General features: G+C 73.1%; 15 protein-coding genes and 2 tRNA genes. 12 read left to right on the plus strand and 5 right to left on the minus strand.

The window, feature by feature from the left end; genetic code table 11:
- Nucleotides 1–18: 18 nt before the first annotated feature.
- The 3 genes from AB0M92_RS29020 to AB0M92_RS29030 all read right to left on the minus strand — a co-directional run bounded on the left by AB0M92_RS29020 (nucleotide 19) and on the right by AB0M92_RS29030 (nucleotide 4,593).
- Entirely contained in the window at nucleotides 19–603 is a 585-nt protein-coding gene (locus AB0M92_RS29020) for an antibiotic biosynthesis monooxygenase (RefSeq protein WP_366105263.1), read from the minus strand.
- A 13-nt stretch (nucleotides 604–616) separates the two neighbouring features.
- Nucleotides 617–4,036, minus strand: a complete 3,420-nt coding sequence (locus tag AB0M92_RS29025; RefSeq protein ID WP_366105264.1) for a PAS domain-containing protein — start codon at nucleotides 4,034–4,036, stop codon at nucleotides 617–619.
- A 119-nt stretch (nucleotides 4,037–4,155) separates the two neighbouring features.
- Nucleotides 4,156–4,593, minus strand: a complete 438-nt coding sequence (locus AB0M92_RS29030; protein WP_366105265.1) for an SSI family serine proteinase inhibitor — start codon at nucleotides 4,591–4,593, stop codon at nucleotides 4,156–4,158.
- A 251-nt stretch (nucleotides 4,594–4,844) separates the two neighbouring features.
- Between AB0M92_RS29030 and AB0M92_RS29035 the strand changes: the two genes are divergently transcribed.
- From AB0M92_RS29035 to AB0M92_RS29090, 12 genes are all read left to right on the plus strand, one after another.
- A tRNA-Ser gene (locus AB0M92_RS29035) sits at nucleotides 4,845–4,935 on the plus strand.
- Between the two features lie 253 nt (nucleotides 4,936–5,188).
- Nucleotides 5,189–5,261 (plus strand) — tRNA-Arg (locus AB0M92_RS29040).
- Between the two features lie 187 nt (nucleotides 5,262–5,448).
- Nucleotides 5,449–5,814 carry a PH domain-containing protein gene (locus tag AB0M92_RS29045; protein WP_366105266.1) on the plus strand — a complete coding sequence of 122 codons (366 nt, stop codon included), beginning with the start codon at nucleotides 5,449–5,451 and terminating at the stop codon, nucleotides 5,812–5,814.
- A 116-nt stretch (nucleotides 5,815–5,930) separates the two neighbouring features.
- Nucleotides 5,931–6,365 (plus strand): Lrp/AsnC family transcriptional regulator, encoded by a 435-nt coding sequence (locus AB0M92_RS29050; protein ID WP_366105267.1) that lies wholly within the window; start codon nucleotides 5,931–5,933, stop codon nucleotides 6,363–6,365.
- On the plus strand, nucleotides 6,362–7,243 hold the full coding sequence (locus tag AB0M92_RS29055) for a DUF2797 domain-containing protein (protein WP_366105268.1): 882 nt from the start codon (nucleotides 6,362–6,364) through the stop codon (nucleotides 7,241–7,243). Before AB0M92_RS29050 ends, AB0M92_RS29055 begins: the two co-directional genes overlap by 4 nt.
- 116 nt (nucleotides 7,244–7,359) lie before the next feature.
- Nucleotides 7,360–7,698, plus strand: coding sequence for an antibiotic biosynthesis monooxygenase (locus tag AB0M92_RS29060; RefSeq protein WP_366105269.1), 339 nt, complete (start codon nucleotides 7,360–7,362; stop codon nucleotides 7,696–7,698).
- On the plus strand, nucleotides 7,682–8,560 hold the full coding sequence (locus AB0M92_RS29065) for an amidohydrolase family protein (protein ID WP_366105270.1): 879 nt from the start codon (nucleotides 7,682–7,684) through the stop codon (nucleotides 8,558–8,560). Before AB0M92_RS29060 ends, AB0M92_RS29065 begins: the two co-directional genes overlap by 17 nt.
- 101 nt (nucleotides 8,561–8,661) lie before the next feature.
- Nucleotides 8,662–9,429 carry a response regulator transcription factor gene (locus AB0M92_RS29070; RefSeq protein WP_048476651.1) on the plus strand — a complete coding sequence of 256 codons (768 nt, stop codon included), beginning with the start codon at nucleotides 8,662–8,664 and terminating at the stop codon, nucleotides 9,427–9,429.
- A gap of 23 nt (nucleotides 9,430–9,452) precedes the next feature.
- Complete coding sequence (locus AB0M92_RS29075; protein WP_366105305.1) at nucleotides 9,453–11,024, plus strand: HAMP domain-containing sensor histidine kinase; 1,572 nt, start codon at nucleotides 9,453–9,455, stop codon at nucleotides 11,022–11,024.
- A 25-nt stretch (nucleotides 11,025–11,049) separates the two neighbouring features.
- Nucleotides 11,050–12,318, plus strand: a complete 1,269-nt coding sequence (locus tag AB0M92_RS29080; protein WP_366105271.1) for a bifunctional glycosyltransferase family 2/GtrA family protein — start codon at nucleotides 11,050–11,052, stop codon at nucleotides 12,316–12,318.
- Entirely contained in the window at nucleotides 12,315–14,591 is a 2,277-nt protein-coding gene (locus AB0M92_RS29085; protein ID WP_366105272.1) for a glycosyltransferase family 39 protein, read from the plus strand. The genes AB0M92_RS29080 and AB0M92_RS29085 overlap by 4 nt, the downstream gene beginning before the upstream one ends.
- A gap of 90 nt (nucleotides 14,592–14,681) precedes the next feature.
- The gene (locus AB0M92_RS29090; RefSeq protein ID WP_366105273.1) at nucleotides 14,682–15,368 is read left to right on the plus strand and encodes a TetR/AcrR family transcriptional regulator; all 687 of its coding nucleotides are present in this window, start codon (nucleotides 14,682–14,684) and stop codon (nucleotides 15,366–15,368) included.
- A gap of 69 nt (nucleotides 15,369–15,437) precedes the next feature.
- Here AB0M92_RS29090 and AB0M92_RS29095 read toward each other — a convergent pair whose 3' ends face one another.
- Both AB0M92_RS29095 and AB0M92_RS29100 read right to left on the minus strand, forming a co-directional pair.
- Complete coding sequence (locus AB0M92_RS29095; protein WP_366105274.1) at nucleotides 15,438–17,081, minus strand: MDR family MFS transporter; 1,644 nt, start codon at nucleotides 17,079–17,081, stop codon at nucleotides 15,438–15,440.
- Between the two features lie 13 nt (nucleotides 17,082–17,094).
- Nucleotides 17,095–17,529: a MarR family winged helix-turn-helix transcriptional regulator gene (locus tag AB0M92_RS29100; RefSeq protein WP_366105275.1), complete on the minus strand. Its 435-nt coding sequence runs from the start codon at nucleotides 17,527–17,529 to the stop codon at nucleotides 17,095–17,097.
- Nucleotides 17,530–17,723 lie beyond the last annotated feature (194 nt).

Here is a 17,723-nt window from a genome sequence, read left to right on the forward strand (position 1 = left end):
AGCGAGAAGGCCTGATGCTCAGCCCTGGCCCCCCTTGGTCAGCCAGGGCCGCAGCAGCCTGCTGACGGCCGGCATCGCCAGGTAGGTCATCAGCGTGCTGAAGACGACGGCGAAGGCGGCCGTCCGCAGCACGAAATGCAGGTTCACCAGGTACGGCCCGAGCACCGCGTTGCCGACGAGCGAGATCGGGAAGATGGCCAGCCCCGAGCTGATCGCCATCTTCCAGCGCGGCGGCGCTGGCCGGGTCGTACCCGGCTTGGCGAACCAGGTCTCCATGCCGTGCAGTTCCCGCCGGGCTATCTCGGTGTGGTGGTGGCCCAGGCAGTTGGAGAACCACTGGGCCCGCTCGGCGGAGTCCTGCCAGCGCTGGAAGGCCTCGTGGTCTCGGAAGCGGTGGACCAGGAACCACGGACCGCCGTCCGCCGCCGGACGGAACAACCCGTACCCCAGGTGCCCTGGAAAGGTCGCGGCCGTCTCCAGGATGCCGTGGGCCCAGGCCTCGAACGCCTCCTCGTGGCCCGGCTCCACCTGTCGGGCGATCAGCAGGTTCACCTCCCCGCTGTCGGCGGGGACGGTCTGCTCGCTCGTGTCGATGATGGCCATCGGGCCAGGATGACTAGTTCGTTCCGATCTTGGCCAGCAGGTCCACGATGCGGCCCTGGACGTCCGCCGTCGTCGACCGCTCGGCGAGGAAGAGCACGCTCTCCCCGGAGGCCAGCCGCGGCAGTTCGGCCGGGTCGATCCCCGTGGTCGTGTAGACGACCAGCGGGGTCCGGTTCAGCTGCCCGTTGGCGCGCAGCCAGTCCACGATCCCGGCCCGCCTGCGCCTGACCTGCATGAGGTCCATGACCACCAGGTTCGGCCGCATCCGCGTCGCCAGCTCCACCGCGTCGGTGTCCGCGCCGGCCCGCGCGACCTGGAGGCCGCGCCGTTCCAGGGCGGCCGTCAGCGCCGTCGCGATCGCGTCCTGCTCCTCGATCAGCAGCACCCGGGAGGGGTGCTGTTCGCTGTCGCGCGCCGCGAGCGCCTTGAGCAGGACGGCCGGGTCCGCCCCGTACGCCGCCTCGCGCGTGGCGTGCCCCAGCCCGGCCGTGACCAGTACGGGGACCTCGGCGGCCACCGCGGCCTGGCGCAGGGACTGCAGAGCGGTCCGGGTGATCGGCCCGGTCAGCGGGTCCACGAACAGCGCCGCGGGGAACGCGGCGATCTGCGCGTCCACCTCCTCGCGGGAGTGCACGATCACCGGGCGGTAGCCGCGGTCGCTGAGTGCCTGCTGGGTCTGCACATCGGGCGCCGGCCACACGAGCAGGCGGCGCGGGTTGTCCAGGGGCTCCGGAGGCAGCTCGTCGTCGACCGGCAGCGGTACGGGCCGGTTCACGACCTCGACGGCGCCCCCGGGCCCGTCCAGAGGCTCGGGTCCCTCGTCGGCGCCCGCCTCGGGGGCTCCTATCGCGAACGCCCGGCCCTGGGGCGCGGGCTCGGCGAGCCGGCGCCGACGGCCCGAGCCGCCCGTACCGCCCGCGCCGTTGGTGGATCCGGAGTCGACCGAGATGCCCTGGCCGAGCGTGCCGAGGGCGCGCACGCTGATCGGCTGTGCCGCCTCGGCCGGGGCGTCCTGCGGCTGCCGGGCGCCGGGCACGGCCACGGGGCCGGCGGCGTCCTCGTCCTCGGGAGCGGTCCGGGCGGCCGGGACGGGCCAGGCCGGGGTGGCGGGCAGCGCACGACGCCGGCCGGTCGGCGGTACGGGTTCCTCGGCGGCCGGTGCCGGCTGCGCGGCGGGAGCCGCGGGCTCGGCGGCGGGCGCACCCAGGACCCGGCGTCCACGACGCCCCGCCGGCGTCTCGCCCTCGGCGTCACCGGGCACGGGGACCGGACCGGCGAGGGCCGGGCTCTGCGCGGGGTCCTGCGCCGGGGCCGGCGCGGGAACCGCCGCCGGGGTCGGGCCGGCGGGCAGCGCGAAGCCGCCCTCGGGAGCGATGGGCCGTACGGGGGCCTGCGGGGCGGCGGCCGGAGCCGGGCCCAGGCCCGTCGCGGGCACCGGGCCGCCGGGCTGCGGCGCGGCGGCCGTACCCAGCGCGCGCCGCCGACCGGCGGGATGCTCGGTCACCGGAACCGGCGGCACGGCGGGCATCGCAGGTACGGGCGGCACCGGCGCGCCCTGCTGCACCGGGGGCACACCGGGACCCGGACCGGGCGGCGGCCCCTGCGGCACCGGCGGGAGCGCGGGCATGGCGGTGCCCTGCGGGGGCACGGGACGGCCGGGGCCGCCCTCGCCGCTGCCGTCGCCGTCCCGGCCGCGCCGGCGCCCGGTGCCCAGGCCCGCCGGGTTCACCGGGGACTGCGCGAGCTCGGGGCTCGCGGCGTCGACGGCACCGGCCTCGCCCGCACGCCGCCGCCCGGAGGGGAGCGCCAGCGCGCTCCCGCCCTCGGCGGCGCCGTTCGCCTCGGCCTCCTCGGCCGCGTCCTCCAGGAACGCGTCCACCCCGCGCCGGGCGCGCCGGCCGGCGGGGTTCTTGCCCGCGCCCTCGGCTGCCGCCGGCTCCTTCGCCGGCTCGGGCTTCGGCTCCGGCAGCGTCACCGTTCCGGCTCCGGCGCCGAGCGGCAGCTCCAGTACGTACGCACCGCCGGGCGCGCCCGGCACCTCCACCGTCTGCAGCACGCCCCCGTGCGCGGCCACGACACCCCGCACGATCGGCTCGTGCACCGGGTTGCCGCCCTCGTACGGCCCGCGCACCTCGATCCGTACGACCTCGCCCCGCTGCGCGGCGGCCACGACGATCGTCGAATCGCCGTATCCGCTGCCCTGGCGGGTCTTGCCGGTGGCGTCCACTCCGGCGACGTCCGCGACCAGGTGCGCGAGGGCGCCGGCGATCCGCTCGGCGTCCACCTCGGCCTCGATGGTCGGCGCGTGGACGGCGAACTGCACGCGGCCCGGGCCGATCAGCTCGACGGCGCCGTCGATGCCGGCCGCGACGACCCCGTCGATCAGGACCTTCTTCTTCTTGAGCTTCTCGGTGCCCGCGTCCAGCCGCTGGAAGCCGAGCACGTTGTCGACCAGCGCGGTCATCCGGGAGTACCCGGCGGCCAGGTGGTGCAGCAGCTGGTTGGCCTCGGGCCACAGCTGCCCCGCGTCATCGGCGGCCAGCGTGGCCAGCTCCCCGCGCAGCTCCTCCAGCGGGCCGCGCAGGGAGTCGCCGAGAACGGCCAGGAGCTGGGCGTGCCGAGCGGCCAGGGCGTCGTAGGGACGCCGGTCGGTGAACGTCATGACGGCGCCGACGAGCAGCTCCCCGTCCCGTACGGGCGAGGTGGTCAGGTCGACGGAGACCGGCTGCCCGGCCTTGTTCCACAGCACCTGGCCGCGGACCCGGTGCTTGCGGCCGCTGCGCAGGGTGTCGGCGAGCGGGGACTCCTCGAACGGGAACGGCGAGCCGTCGGAGCGCGAGTGCTGGATCAGCCCGTGCAGCTCACGGTTGCCGAGATCGGTGGCGCGGTAGCCGAGGATCTGGGCCGCGGCCGGGTTGACGAGCACGACCCGCCCGTCGGTGTCCGTGCCGACGACGCCCTCGGCGGCGGCGCGCAGGATCATCTCGGTCTGCCGCTGCGAGCGGGCCAGCTCGGCCTCGGTGTCCATGGTCTCGGAGAGGTCGCGCACGACGAGCATCAGCAGCTCGTCGCCCGTGTACGCGGGCTGCGGCTCGCGGTAGGCGTCGCGGCCGTCGAGGTGGGCGGCGGTGACCTCGACGGGGAACTCGGAGCCGTCGGTTCGGCGCGCGACCATCCGCTTGGGCTTGGCCCTGCCGCCCTCGTCCTCGCCGGGCCGGCGCATGGAGCCGGGGATCAGCTTGGAGTCGAACTCGGGGAGGAGGTCCAGCACGCCGCGGCCGACGAGACCGGTGCCCGGGCTCTCCATGACCTCAAGGGCGATCGAATTCGCGTTGACGACCGTGCCGTTGGCGTTGACGAGCAACAGCGCGTCCGGAAGAGCGTCGAGTATTGCTGCGAGGCGAGCAGCGCCTCGGGATGGCCTGCTGCTCACGACGAGCTTCCTCCCTGACCACAACTACCGGCATGTCACGGGAGGAGTCTAAGGGCACTGCCCCGGCCCGAGGTGGCGGATGTTCGGGGGATACCGTGCATCCTTCGCATCCTCGCAGGTCAGGAGCGCCCACCCGGAAGCACAGGTTCCAGGTTGTTCCAGCGGGCGATCTCGCATCCGTCGGTCCGCCGGAACGTCGCATCCACCTTGTGGCCCTGCCAGGTTCCGGTGATGTGCGCGGTGGCCGGACCTCCGTCCTGCATGGTGCAGATCTGCCGCTTGGCGGCCGGGGCGAAGGGGTCCTTGTCCTGCTTCGCGAGGACGTCGAGGCGCTCGCAGGCCCCCTCGGCCTCCGGGTGGTTGCCGCCGACGGGGTTGCACTCCAGCAGGTACTCGCCGTTCGCCCGGGGGTTGCCGGTGGCGGACACGGCGATGGTGAGGCGGTCGGGCGCGGCCAGCAGCCGGCTCAGCGGCGCCAGCGGGGGCAGCGGCCCGGCGGCCGTGGCCGCCGAGGCGGCCAGGGCGGAAGTGACGGCGAAGGCGGCGAGACGCAGCATGGGGCACTCCAGGTCGTCCGTACGTCGTACGCCTGACCAACGACGTGCGCCCGCCGACGTTGCGGACGCACGGGAGAGCGGACGCATGGGAGTGCGAACGTACGAGAGTGCGGACGGAGGCGAGGGGTGCGTACCGGGCGGCTTAAGGCTTTGCTCTGGCGGCGGCTGTCCTTGTACCGTGGGAGCGGATTGGTGAGCGGCCCTGTGGCTGTGTCATCATCTGCACGCACCCTCGTACGCGGGGGTGTGCTGGAGGCGTCGCCTAGTCCGGTCTATGGCGCCGCACTGCTAATGCGGTTTGGGTCTTAAAGCCCATCGAGGGTTCAAATCCCTCCGCCTCCGCACCTGCCGAAGCCCCGGTCCTGACGGACCGGGGCTTCGGTGCGTTCCGGGGTCTTGCTTTTGACGCGTTCCGGCCAGGCCGACCACCACCCCCATCCCGCCCCGGCATCGGTGCCAACCCCTCCAGATGATCTTCATCTGGGGTGTTTCCGCAGGTCAGAGCTGGTTTGGCTAATGGATTTCGCGTCCCGCCGAGGTCCATGTATTGTTGTTCTCGCAAGGCCAACGGGGCGCAAAACCCCGAGAAGCCCAAGCACTCGTAGCTTAACGGATAGAGCATCTGACTACGGATCAGAAGGTTGCAGGTTCGAATCCTGCCGAGTGCACAGCCTGAGAGGCCCCCCGGTTCGCCGGGGGGCCTCTTGCGTTGTCCGGGTCCTTCTTGGTGGGGAGGGGGGTCTCGGGGTTCTTCGGGGGTGGGGTCGGTCCTGTGGGGGATGATCGCCGGCCCGGGGGTGGATACGGTCTTGGAGACGGTTCGCAGCAGGGTCGGGCCGCGAGAGGGGGACCGTCATGGGGCTGTTCGGGAACGCGCACACCGTCGATCCGGTGTCGGCGCAGCGGGACTACGCGCGGCTGCTCGGCCAGGGGGAGCAGGTGCACGCCGCGTACCTGTTGATACGCGACACGATCCTGTTCACCGACCGGCGGCTCGTGCTCGTCGACAAGCAGGGGCTCACCGGGAAGAAGGTGGAGTACCACTCCATCCCGTACCGGAGCATCACGCACTTCTCCGTGGAGACCGCCGGGCACTTCGATCTCGACGCCGAGCTCAAGATCTGGCTGTCGGGGAGCGCGGCGCCGATAGAGAAGACGTTCACCAAGGGTGTGGACATCTACGAGGTGCAGGCCGTCCTGACGCAGTACGTCGCGCGGTAGAGGGACTTCTTCCGCCTGGCGCGGTTCCCTGCTGAACCTGATTCGGCCTTGGGGTGGGATTTGAGGATCCTGTACCGTCGGCCCCAGGTTTTCAGGGGATGTGGGAGGAAGATCGCGTGGACGACATCGACCGGGCGCTCGTCCGGCTCTTGCAGCAGGACGCGGGCCAGTCGTACGCCGCCCTCGGCGCCGCCGTGGGGCTCTCGGCCGGAGCCACCCACGAGCGCGTGCGCAAGCTGCGCGAGCGCGGGGTCATCCGGCGCACGACGGTCGAGGTGGATCCCGCGGCCGTCGGGAGCGGGGTGCTCGCCTACGTGATGGTCGACTCCAACGCCTGGATGGGGGACTCGAAGGAGGCCTTCGAGGCGATCGCCGAGATCCAGGAGGCGCACGTCATCGCGGGGAGCGCCTCGCTCCTGGTGAAGGTGCGCACGGCCACGACCGAGCAGCTCCAGGACGTCCTGCGCCGCCTCTACGCGGTCGACGGCGTCAGCGGTACGCACGCCACCGTCGTGCTGGACACCTTCTTCGAGCGCCCGCTCCCGCTGTGACCTGGCGGTGCACCGGCATCCGGTGGAATGACGGCGTTCCCGCCGTCGGGTGGTGCGCCGAGGGACGGGGCGAGCGCGGCAGTCCGCTCGCGTACGGCCAGCAGCTGGCGTTCGCTGCCCGCGGGGAGCGGCGGTGCCTCGGTGTGCGGCGGGCCGGGAAGCGGACCCCCTGCCCCACGGCCGCCACCGTTGCCGGCCGGGCCGGCAATGCCCAGTGCCCCGAATGCGCCCGCCTGGACCGGTCCTTCTCGGTGGCAGCCGACACCAACGCCGCCGATCCGCGCACCTATCGCGTCTACCTGGCCTGGTTCGGGCCCGAGATGGTCAAGGTCGGCATCACCGCCGAGGAGCGCGGCCCGGCCCGGCTGCTGGAGCAGGGGGCGGTGACCTGGACCTGGCTGGGGCGGGGACCGCTGATGGCCACCCGCCGCACCGAGGAGCTGCTGCGGGCCGCCCTGGGTGTGCCGGACCGGATCGCGTACGCCCGCAAGCGCGCCGTACGAGGCCACCTGCCGGCGGCGGCCGAGCGGGCCCGGGAGGTCGCGGAGCTGCACGCCCGGGCGGCGGCCCTGCCGGGGTGGCCGGATTCGCTGGAGCGGCTGGAGTGCGAAATCGCCGATCATGCCGGGTCGTTCGGGCTGGACGGGCTGCCCGCCCCCGCGCGCGTGGTCACCGCGATGGTCCCCGGCGGGGCCGTCGCGGGCCGGCTCGCCGGCGCGGCCGGTCCCGATCTGCATTTCGCCGACGGCCTCGTGGTGGACAGCCGGCTGCTCGCGGGCTGGGAGCTCATCGCCCCCGACGCCGACGCCACGACCGCGGTGCCGGTCGCCGAACTGCCGCCGCTCGCCGCTCCCGGCGGGCAGGACGGGCTGTTCTGAACCACCGAGGCCGTCCTCGCGGCAGGGGGCGTCCAAGGTCAAAACTTGGATCCCTTTGGGCTCCAGGGCCTCGTTCCGGTGGACATGCCGGGGGGCTGCTGCGGAAGGTGGTGGGCATGAGCATCCAGCCCGTACCCGCCTTCGAACCGCCTTACGTGATGGCGGTCTTCACCAACATCCGCACCCCTGACGACACCGGATACCCGGAAGTCCTCGACCGGATGAAGGAGATCGTGAGCGCCAACCCGGGCTTCCTCGGCTACGAGTCGGCCCGGACCCCCGGAGGTCTCGGCATCACCGTCGCCTACTTCCGCGACCACGAGTCCCTTGGCGAGTGGCGGCAGGACCTGGAGCACCAGGCGGCCATGAAGAAGGGCCGCGCCGACTGGTACGAGAGCTACACCCTGCACGTCGCGACCGTCGAACGGAGCCACGGCTTTGCCCGCAACGGCTGACGCGGTCCGCGCTTTCCGGGAGCGGCTGGGGCTGCCCGGACTGGTCGACGTCCACACGCACTTCATGCCCGAGCGGGTGCTGACGAAGGTGTGGGACTACTTCGACGCCTTCGGACCGCTGAACGGCGTCGAGTGGCCCATCACCTACCGGCACGAGGAGGAGCAGCGGGTCGCGCTCCTGAGGGAGTTCGGCGTGCGGGCCTTCACCTCCATGCTCTATCCGCACAAGCCGGCGATGGCCGCCTGGCTCAACTCCTGGTCCGCCGATTTCGCCGCCCGGACCCCCGACTGCCTGCACACCGCGACCTTCTTCCCGGAGGAGGGGGCCGGGGCGTACGTCCGCCAGGCCGTCGAAGCCGGGGCCCGGGTCTTCAAGGCGCACCTCCAGGTCGGCGGGTACGACCCGAACGACGACCTGCTCGACCCCGTCTGGGGGCTGCTCGCCGAGGCGGGCGTCCCGACGGTGATCCACTGCGGGTCGGGGCCGGTCCCGGCCAAGCACACCGGACCCGAGCCGATCGCCCGGCTGCTCGCCCGCCACCCCCGGCTCCCCTTGATCGTCGCGCACATGGGAATGCCCGAGTACGCCGACTTCCTGGACCTCGCCGACCGCCACACCGCGGTGCGCCTCGACACCACCATGGCCTTCACCGACTTCTCCGAGCGGTTCCGCGCCTTCCCGGACACCGAGCTCGGGCGGCTCGCGGACCTCGGTGACCGGATCCTGCTCGGCACCGATTTCCCGAACATCCCGTACCCGTACGAGCACCAGCTGGAGGCCCTGGAACGGCTCGGCCTCGGTGACGACTGGCTGCGCGCGGTCTGCCACGACAACGGGGCCCGGCTGTTCCGCCTGGTCTGAGCGGGGTGCCCGGCCGTGCCTCCGAACTGGCGCCGGGGTTTCTCAGGGAATTCACAGGTTGGGACAAGAACGCTCTCAGAGGCCGCGGCCAGCGTGGTCGCATGACTGCGACGACCACCGCCCACGCGTCCACGTCCACCAGCAACCCGACGGCCCTCGTCCGGCCGGACGGCGGCCCCTGCCGGGTGCTCGTCGTCGACGACGAAGCCTCGCTCTCCGAGCTGCTCTCCATGGCCCTGCGCTACGAGGGCTGCGAAGTCCGCAGCGCGGGCGACGGGGCCGGCGCGGTGCGGGCCGCGCGGGAGTTCCGCCCGGACGTCGTGGTCCTCGACATCATGCTGCCCGACATGGACGGACTCGCCGTCCTCGGACAGCTGCGCCGGGAGATCCCGCAGCTCCCGGTGCTGTTCCTGACCGCGAAGGACTCCGTCGAGGACCGCATCGCGGGCCTGACGGCGGGCGGCGACGACTACGTCACCAAGCCGTTCAGCCTGGAGGAGGTCGTGGCCCGGCTGCGCGGCCTGGTCCGCCGCTCGGGCGCGGCGCAGGCGGCCCGCGGGGGCTCCGTCCTGGCCGTCGGTGATCTGCGGCTCGACGAGGACAGTCACGAGGTGTCCCGGGGCGGCCGGGAGATCCACCTGACCGCCACGGAGTTCGAGCTGCTGCGCTACCTCATGCGCAACCCGCGGCGCGTGCTGAGCAAGGCGCAGATCCTGGACCGGGTGTGGTCGTACGACTTCGGCGGCCAGGCCAACGTCGTCGAGCTGTACATCTCCTACCTGAGGCGCAAGCTGGAGAGCGGCCCCGGCTACCCGCCGATGATCCACACCCGGCGCGGCGCCGGCTACCTGATCAAGCCGGCCGAGTAGTGGCCCACCGCCCGCCGCGGCCGCTGCGCGCATTCCGCCCGCCCCGCCTCTTCCGCCCGGTCCGCTCCTGGTCCCTGCGGGCCCGGCTCGTCGTCTCGGCGGTGGCGCTGATCGCCGTGGTGGGCACGGCCATCGGGGCCGTCACCACCCTCGCGCTGCGCTCGTACCTGGTCGACAAGCTCGACGACCAGCTGAGGGTCTCCGTGGAGATGGGCACCCGCAAGCCCCTCGGGGAGAAGGCGGTCCGGGACAAGGACGACAAGTTCGTCCTGGCCCCCGGGTCCCCGCTGGGCGCCGCCGGGATCCGTCTCCTCGCCGACGGCACCGTCGCCAGCACGGCCCGCAGCGCCGCCATCGGCGGGCCGGGGTACGACCACATCCAGCGCCTGACCGCGGCCCAGACCGAGGCCCTGGCGAGGGCCGCCCGCAGGGCCGCCGGTCAGGGCATGCCGGGCGCCGTGAACCTGGACCTGCCGGATCTCGGGGCGTACCGGGTGCTCACCGCTCCGGACGGGAGCCTCGTCCTCGGCTTCCCGCTCGCCGAGGTCGACTCCACCGTGAGCACGCTGATCGCCGTGGAAGTCTTCGTCACCCTCGCCGGGCTGATCGCGGCCTCCCTCGCCGGGCAGGCCCTGGTCGGGGTGGCCCTGCGCCCGCTGCGCCGGGTCGCGGCCACCGCCACCCGTGTCTCCGAACTCCCCCTGCACAGCGGTGAGCCGGCCCTCCACGAGCGGGTCCCGGACGCCGAGGCCGATCCCCGTACCGAGGTGGGACAGGTCGGCGCCGCCCTCAACCGGATGCTGGGGCACGTCTCCTCCGCCCTCACGGCCCGCCAGCAGAGCGAGACCCGGGTCCGGCAGTTCGTCGCGGACGCCAGTCACGAGCTGCGCACGCCCCTCGCCTCCATCCGGGGGTACGCCGAACTGACCCGCAGGGGACGGGAGGAGCCCGGTCCCGACACCCGCCACGCCCTGGGCCGCATCGAGTCCGAGGCGACCCGGATGACCGGCCTCGTCGAGGACCTGCTGCTGCTCGCCCGGCTCGACGCCGGACGTCCCCTCAGCTCCGACGACACCGACCTCGCCCCGCTCGTCGTCGACGCCGTGAGCGATGCCCGGGCCGCCGGACCCGAGCACCACTGGCGCCTTGAGCTCCCCGACGAGCCCGCGCCCATCCGTGCCGACCCGGCACGGATCCAGCAGGTCCTGGTCAACCTGCTCGCCAACGCCCGTACGCACACTCCGCCCGGCACCACCGTCACCGCTCGTGTTTCACGTGAAACATCCGCCGTCCGGCTGAGGATCGAGGACGACGGGCCCGGAATCCCGGCCGCCCTGCTCCCCCACGTCTTCGAACGGTTCGCCCGCGCAGACGCCTCCCGTTCCCGGGCCGCGGGCTCCACCGGGCTGGGCCTGGCCATCGTCGAGGCCGTCGTGACGGCGCACGGAGGACAGGTGGACGTAGAGAGCGAGCCGGGCCGCACCCGCTTCGAGGTCCTGCTCCCGCTGGCCCCGGACCAGCCCCCGAGGCAGAGCCCCCGGGCGGGCTTCCGGACGGACTCACAGACGGGGCACAGGCTCACCACACAGCGGTGACAGCCCGCCCGGAGAAGGTCGGTACATGCGAACCGACACCTCCTGCGGCGCCCTTCCGGCACGGGCGCACCTCGCGCCCGTGCCCGGCGAGCCCGTACTCGACGTGGTGATCCCGGTCTTCAACGAGGAGAAGGACCTCGGCCCCTGCGTGCGCCGGCTCCACGACCACCTCACCCGTACGTTCCCGTACCCGTTCCGCATCACGATCGCCGACAACGCGAGCACCGACCGCACCCCCGAGGTCGCGGCCGGCCTCGCCGCCGCGGTCGACGGCGTACGCAGCACCCGGCTGGAGGAGAAGGGCCGCGGCCGTGCGCTGCGGACGGTCTGGTCCGACTCCGAGGCACCGGTCCTCGCGTACATGGACGTGGACCTGTCCACCGACCTCAACGCGCTGCTTCCGCTGGTCGCCCCGCTCATCTCCGGGCACTCCGACCTCGCCATCGGCACCCGCCTCGCCCGCTCCTCGCGCGTGGTGCGCGGCGCCAAGCGGGAGTTCGTCTCCCGCGCGTACAACCTGCTCCTGCGCTCCTCCCTCGCCGCCCGCTTCAGCGACGCCCAGTGCGGGTTCAAGGCCATCCGGCGGGAGGTCGCGGAGCGGCTGCTGCCGCTGGTGGAGGACTCGGGCTGGTTCTTCGACACCGAACTGCTGGTCCTCGCCGAGCGGGCCGGGCTGCGGATCCACGAGGTGCCCGTGGACTGGGTGGACGACCCGGACTCCACCGTCCACATCGTCAGCACCGCCACCGAGGACCTCAAGGGCATGTGGCGGGTGGGCAGGGCCCTCGCCGTCGGCGCCCTGCCGCTCGACCGGCTCTCCCGCCCCTTCGGCGACGACCCGCGCGACCGCAGCGCCCTGCCCGGGGTGCCGCGCGGGCTGGCCCGCCAGCTCCTGGGCTTCTGCGCCGTCGGGGTGCTGTCCACGCTCGCCTACCTCGCCCTGTACTCCCTGTTCCGGCTCGGCGCCGGGCCGCAGCTCGCCAACGCCGGGGCCCTGCTGGCCTCCGCCGTCGCCAACACCGCCGCCAACCGCCGGCTCACCTTCGGGGTCCGCGGCCGGGACCAGGCCGTACGGCACCAGGCCCAGGGCCTCGTGGTGTTCGGCGTCGGACTGGCCCTGACCAGCGGATCGCTCGCCGCCCTCGGCGCGGCCACCTCCGCCCCCTCCCACGGCACCGAACTGGCCGTACTGATCACGGCCAACCTCGCCGCCACCGTGCTGAGGTTCCTGCTCTTCCGCGCCTGGGTCTTCCCCGAGCGGCGCGCCACTCCCGCGAAGGACGACAACCGATGACCACGGCCGTACCACCCATGGACTCCCCGTTCCCCGAACGGGGAGCGACCGCCCCGACTGCCCCGACCGCTCCGGCTGCCCCGACCGTCCCGGGCCCCGCGGCCGGTACGGCGACCGCCGGGCGCCCCCGCTGGGAGCGGCCCGCGTACCTGGCGCTCCTGCTGGCCACCGCCGTTCTGCTGCTGTGGAACCTGGGCGCCTCCGGCTACGCCAACTCCTTCTACTCCGCCGCCGTCCAGGCGGGCAGCGAGAGCTGGAAGGCCTTCTTCTTCGGCTCCTCGGACGCCGGGAACTCCATCACCGTCGACAAGCCCCCGGCCGCCCTGTGGCCCATGGCGCTGTCCGTCCGGCTGTTCGGGCTCGGCGGCTGGCAGATCCTCGTCCCGCAGGCGCTGATGGGAGTCGGCACCACCGCCGTGCTCTACGCCGCCGTACGCCGCCACTTCGGACCCGCGGCCGCACTGATCAGCGGCACGGTCTTCGCGCTCACCCCGGTCGCCGCGCTGATGTTCCGCTTCAACAACCCGGACGCGCTGCTGACCCTGCTGCTGACCGTCACCGTCTACTGCGTCCTGCGCGCCCTCGACGGGGCCTACACCAAGTGGCTCGTCTGGGCGGGCGTGGCGGTCGGCTTCGCCTTCCTGACCAAGACCCTCCAGGCCTTCGTCATCCTGCCGCCGCTCGCCCTCGTCTACGCGGTCTGCGCGCCGACCGGGCTGCGCCGGCGGCTCGGCCAGCTGCTGCTCGCCGGCGCCGCCATGGTGGTGGCCGGCGGCTGGTGGGTGGCGATCGTGGAACTCTGGCCCGCCTCCTCCCGCCCGTACATCGGCGGCTCGCAGAACAACTCCTTCCTGGAACTCACCCTCGGGTACAACGGCCTCGGCCGGATCAACGGGGACGAGACCGGCAGCGTCGGCGGCGGAGCCCGCCCCGGCGGGGGCGGCGGGGGCGGCTGGGGAGAGACCGGCATCGACCGGCTGTTCTCGGCCAACATCGGCGGACAGATCTCCTGGCTGCTCCCGGCGGCCCTGGTCATGCTGGTCACCGGACTCGTGGTCACCTGGCGGGCCCGCCGTGCCGCCGACTCCCTGGAGGGCATGGCCCGGGCGGCGTTCCTGGTGTGGGGCGGCGCCCTGCTGATCACTGCGCTCGTCTTCAGCTACATGCAGGGCATCTTCCACGAGTACTACACGGTGGCGCTGGCGCCGTTCGTGGCCGCGCTGGTCGGCATGGGCGTGGCCATGCTGTGGGAGGAGCGGGGCGCCACGGCCGCCGCGCTCACCCTGTCCGGCACCCTCGCCCTGACCGCCTGGTGGTCGTACGTCCTGCTCGGCCGTTCGACCGGCTACCTGCCCTGGCTGCGCTGGACGGTGCTCGTGGCCGGTCTCGTCGCGGCCGCCGGGCTGCTGGCCGGCGCCCGGCTCGGGCGGCGTTTCGCGCTGGGCGCCGCGGGGCTGGGGCTGGCGGCGGCGCTGGCCGGTCCGCTCGCGTACTGCCTGACGACGGTGGACTCCACGCGCGGCGGATCGATCGTGACGGCCGGGCCCGCGGTCTCGGGCGGCCGGGGCGGCATGGGCATGGGCATGCGCTTCGGCGGCGGAGAACTCCCGCCGGGCATGCCCCCGCAGGGCGCGCAGCAGGGCGGCCCGCAGCAGGGGCAGCAGGGCGGCGGTCCGCAGGGCGGGTCCCGGCAGTTCCCCGGAGGCCAGGGCGCGGCGGGCGGTCAGGGCTTCCCGGGCGGCCAGGGGGCCGTCGGCGGGCGCGGTGCGCGCGGCACGGAGAACTTCGCGGGCGGTCCGGGCGGTCCGGGCGGCGGCGGCTTCGGCGGGCTTCTGGGCGGTACGAAGGTCAGTACGCAGGCCACGGCGGCCCTGCGCAAGGACGCGGGGAAGTACACCTGGGCGGCAGCGGCCGTCGGAGCGCAGAACGCGGCGAGCTACCAGCTGGCCTCGGGCGAGCCGGTGATGCCGATCGGCGGGTTCAACGGCAGCGACCCCTCCCCGACGCTGGCCCGGTTCCAGGAGTACGTACGCTCCGGGAAGATCCACTACTTCATCGGCGAGGGCGCCCGCGCCGCCGGCGAAGGGCAGACGGGGCAGGCCGGTCAGAGCGCGCGCGGCGGCGCCGGCGGTGGCCCCGGGGGCGGCCCGGGAGGGGGCACCAGCAGTGCCATCACGAGCTGGATCCAGGCCAACTACCGGGCCACCACGATCGGTGGAGCCACCCTCTACGACCTGACCGCCCCCCTGAACGGCACGTCCGCCCCGTCCTGAACCTGCCGAAACGCGAGAGGCACCCTCTAGCATCAAGTGGGCGGACCGGGCATTCCGGGCTGATCCAGCTGTTGTGAGGAGGGTGCCTCCATGGTGACCGCGGCCGATCCCGGCGAGACCCGGACCAGCGTGTGGCTGTCCCCCGGACACGGCGCACCCGCCAGGCGCCGCAGCGAGGCGCCCTCCGGCCTCGACCGGGACCGGATCACGGGAGCCACCGTCCGGCTGCTGGACGCCGAGGGGCTGGCCCGGTTCTCGATGCGCAGGCTCGCGGCCGGGCTCGGGGTCACCGCGATGTCCCTGTACTGGTACGTCGACACCAAGCACGATCTGCTCGAACTCGCCCTGGACCGGGCCCTGGGCGAGCTCCCGCTGCCCCGCAGCGCCCCGGCCGCCCCCGCCGAGCCGCCGACCGCGGCCCTCGCCGATCCGGTCGCCCCCGCCGATCCGGTCGCGGAAGGCTGGCCCGGCCGACTGCGGTCGCTGGCCGGCGGGTACCGGCGGCTGCTGGCGGAGCACCCGTGGGTGGCCCCGCTGACCGCCGCGTACCCCAACATCGGCCCGCACGCCCGCGCCTTCGACTCCGCCGTGCAACGGCTGCTCGACGCCACCGGCCTGGCGGGTGCCTGCCGGACCGGAGCGAACCTGGCCGTGTCGCAGTTCCTGCACGGCTGCGGGGGCGCCGCCCGGCGGGCGCCCGACGGGGACTTCGCCCTCGCGCTCGACGTCCTGATCGCGGGCATCGAGGCAAAGGCCGCCGCCCGGCCGGCGACGTAGAAAACCCCCGCCGGGCGCCGCTCCCACAAGAGGGGCGCCCGGCGGGGGCGCGCGTACCGCTCGGTTCCGCTATTCCGCGGAGGCCGTGGCCGCCGACGCCGTCGGGGCGTGGGACGCCGCCTTGGACTTCAGCGCGACCTCCTTGATGAACACCACCAGGACGAGCCCGAGGAGCGCGAACGGCGCCGCGTAGAGGAAGACGTCGCCGACGCCGTGCCCGTACGCGGACTCGATGACCGTGCGGAACGGCGCGGGCAGCTTGTCGAGGTCGGGGATCCCGCCGCCGGCGGCGCCGCCTTGGCCCATCGCCGCCGCCTTCGGACCGAGTTCGGCCAGCCCGTCCTTGACGTAGTGGGTGACCCGGTTGGCCATGACCGCGCCGAGCGCCGAGACGCCCACGGCACCGCCGAGCGAGCGGAAGAAGGTGACGACCGAGCTGGCCGAGCCCAGGTCCTCGGGGGCCACCTGGTTCTGCGTGGCGAGGACGAGGTTCTGCATCATCATGCCGAGACCGAGGCCGGTCAGCGCCATGTAGATCGCGATGTGCCAGTACGGGGTGTCGTACCGAAGGGTGCCCAGCAGTCCGAGACCGGCCGTCAGCAGGACGCCGCCGGAGACGAGCCAGGCCTTCCACCTACCGGTCTTGGTGATCACCTGACCGGAAACCGTGGAGGAGACGAAGAGCCCGCCGATCATCGGAATCGTGAGGATTCCGGACATCGTGGGGGACTCGCCGCGGGCCAACTGGAAGAACTGGCTGAAAAAGACCGTGCCCGAGAACATCGCGATGCCGACGAACAGAGAGGCTGCCGAGGCGAGGGAGATGGTCTTGTTGCGGAACAGGCGCAGCGGGATGATCGGGTCGCTCGCCTTGGACTCGACGAGGAGGAAGAGCAGGCCGAGGAGGACGGCGCCGCCGGTCATGGCCGCGCTGGTCCAGGAGATCCAGTCGTACGAGTCGCCGGCCTGCGTGACCCAGATCAGCAGCAGGGACACGGCACCGCTGATCAGGAAGGCGCCGAGCCAGTCGACCTTGACGTCGCGGCGGACGACGGGGAGGTGCAGGGTCCGCTGGAGGACGATCAGGGCGATGATCGCGAACGGCACTCCGACGTAGAAGCACCAGCGCCAGCCGAGCCACGAGGTGTCGGTGATGACTCCGCCGAGCAGCGGGCCGCCGACGGTGGCGACGGCGAAGACCGCGCCGAGGTAGCCGCTGTACCGGCCGCGCTCGCGCGGGGAGATCATCGCGGCCATCACGATCTGGGCGAGGGCGGAGAGACCGCCGACGCCGATGCCCTGGACGACGCGGCAGGCGATGAGCATGCCGGTGTTCTGGGACAGGCCCGCCACGACGGAGCCGAGGACGTAGATCACCAGGGATATCTGGACCAGCAGCTTCTTGCTGAAGAGGTCGGACAGCTTGCCCCAGAGCGGCGTCGCGGCCGTCATCGACAGCAGGGCGGCGGTGACGACCCAGGTGTACGAGGACTGCGTGCCGCCGAGGTCGCTGATGATCTGGGGCAGCGCGTTGGAGACGATCGTGGACGACAGGATCGCCACGAACATGCCCAGCATCAGGCCGGACAGCGCCTTCATGATCTGCGCGTGGGTCATGGGGGCGGGGGAGCCGGAGCCGGGGATGGACGCGGGGTCGGACGTGGTCTCCGACCGGCTGCCTCCCTGCACACCGGTGGGTGCGGTGGTCGCCATGGGTTTCCTTTGTCTAGAAGCTCGATCGGAGCCGGGTCAGCAAGGTGTTGAGTACGTCGATGTCGTGCGGGGACCAGTCGGCCAGGGCCTTTTCCAGCGCGCCGGTGTAGCGGGCGCCGACCTCTGCGAGGAGGGCGTGGCCGGCCGGGGTGAGCCGCAGGATGCGGCAGCGGCCGTCGCCGGGGTCGATGTCGCGGGTGATCCACCCGCGGTCGGCGACGTGGGCGACGTGGCGGCTGGTCACCGAGATGTCGATGGCCATGAGGTCGGCGAGGCGGCTGAGCCGGATCTCGCCGTGGCGGTCGAGCAGGGTGAGGACGGCGGCGGAGCCGGGCGGGCAGTCCGGGGGGAGCAGACGGGCCAGGTCGCGCTTGACCGCACCGATTCCCGTGAGCTGGCGGGCCAGCTCTTCATAGCGGGTGGCGGGGGTGTGCTGCGCGGGTGGCATCGGCTCCGGTGGGGCCGGTGGGGCCGGTGGGGCCGGTGGTGCTTGCGGCGTCCGGACTTCCGTGGTCATGGGGCTCCCCCTCCCTTCCTCGTCCTGGATGTTGTTGCTTAGGGCAACCATAGGATCGATTGGTTGCTACAGGCAAATGAATAGGGGGGTGGGGGCGGTAAAGGAATCGGAAAACCCGCTAGGGT

The sequence above is a fragment of the Streptomyces sp. NPDC051582 genome (genome assembly GCF_040681715.1).
In the GTDB taxonomy this organism is placed as follows: Bacteria; Actinomycetota; Actinomycetes; order Streptomycetales; family Streptomycetaceae; genus Streptomyces.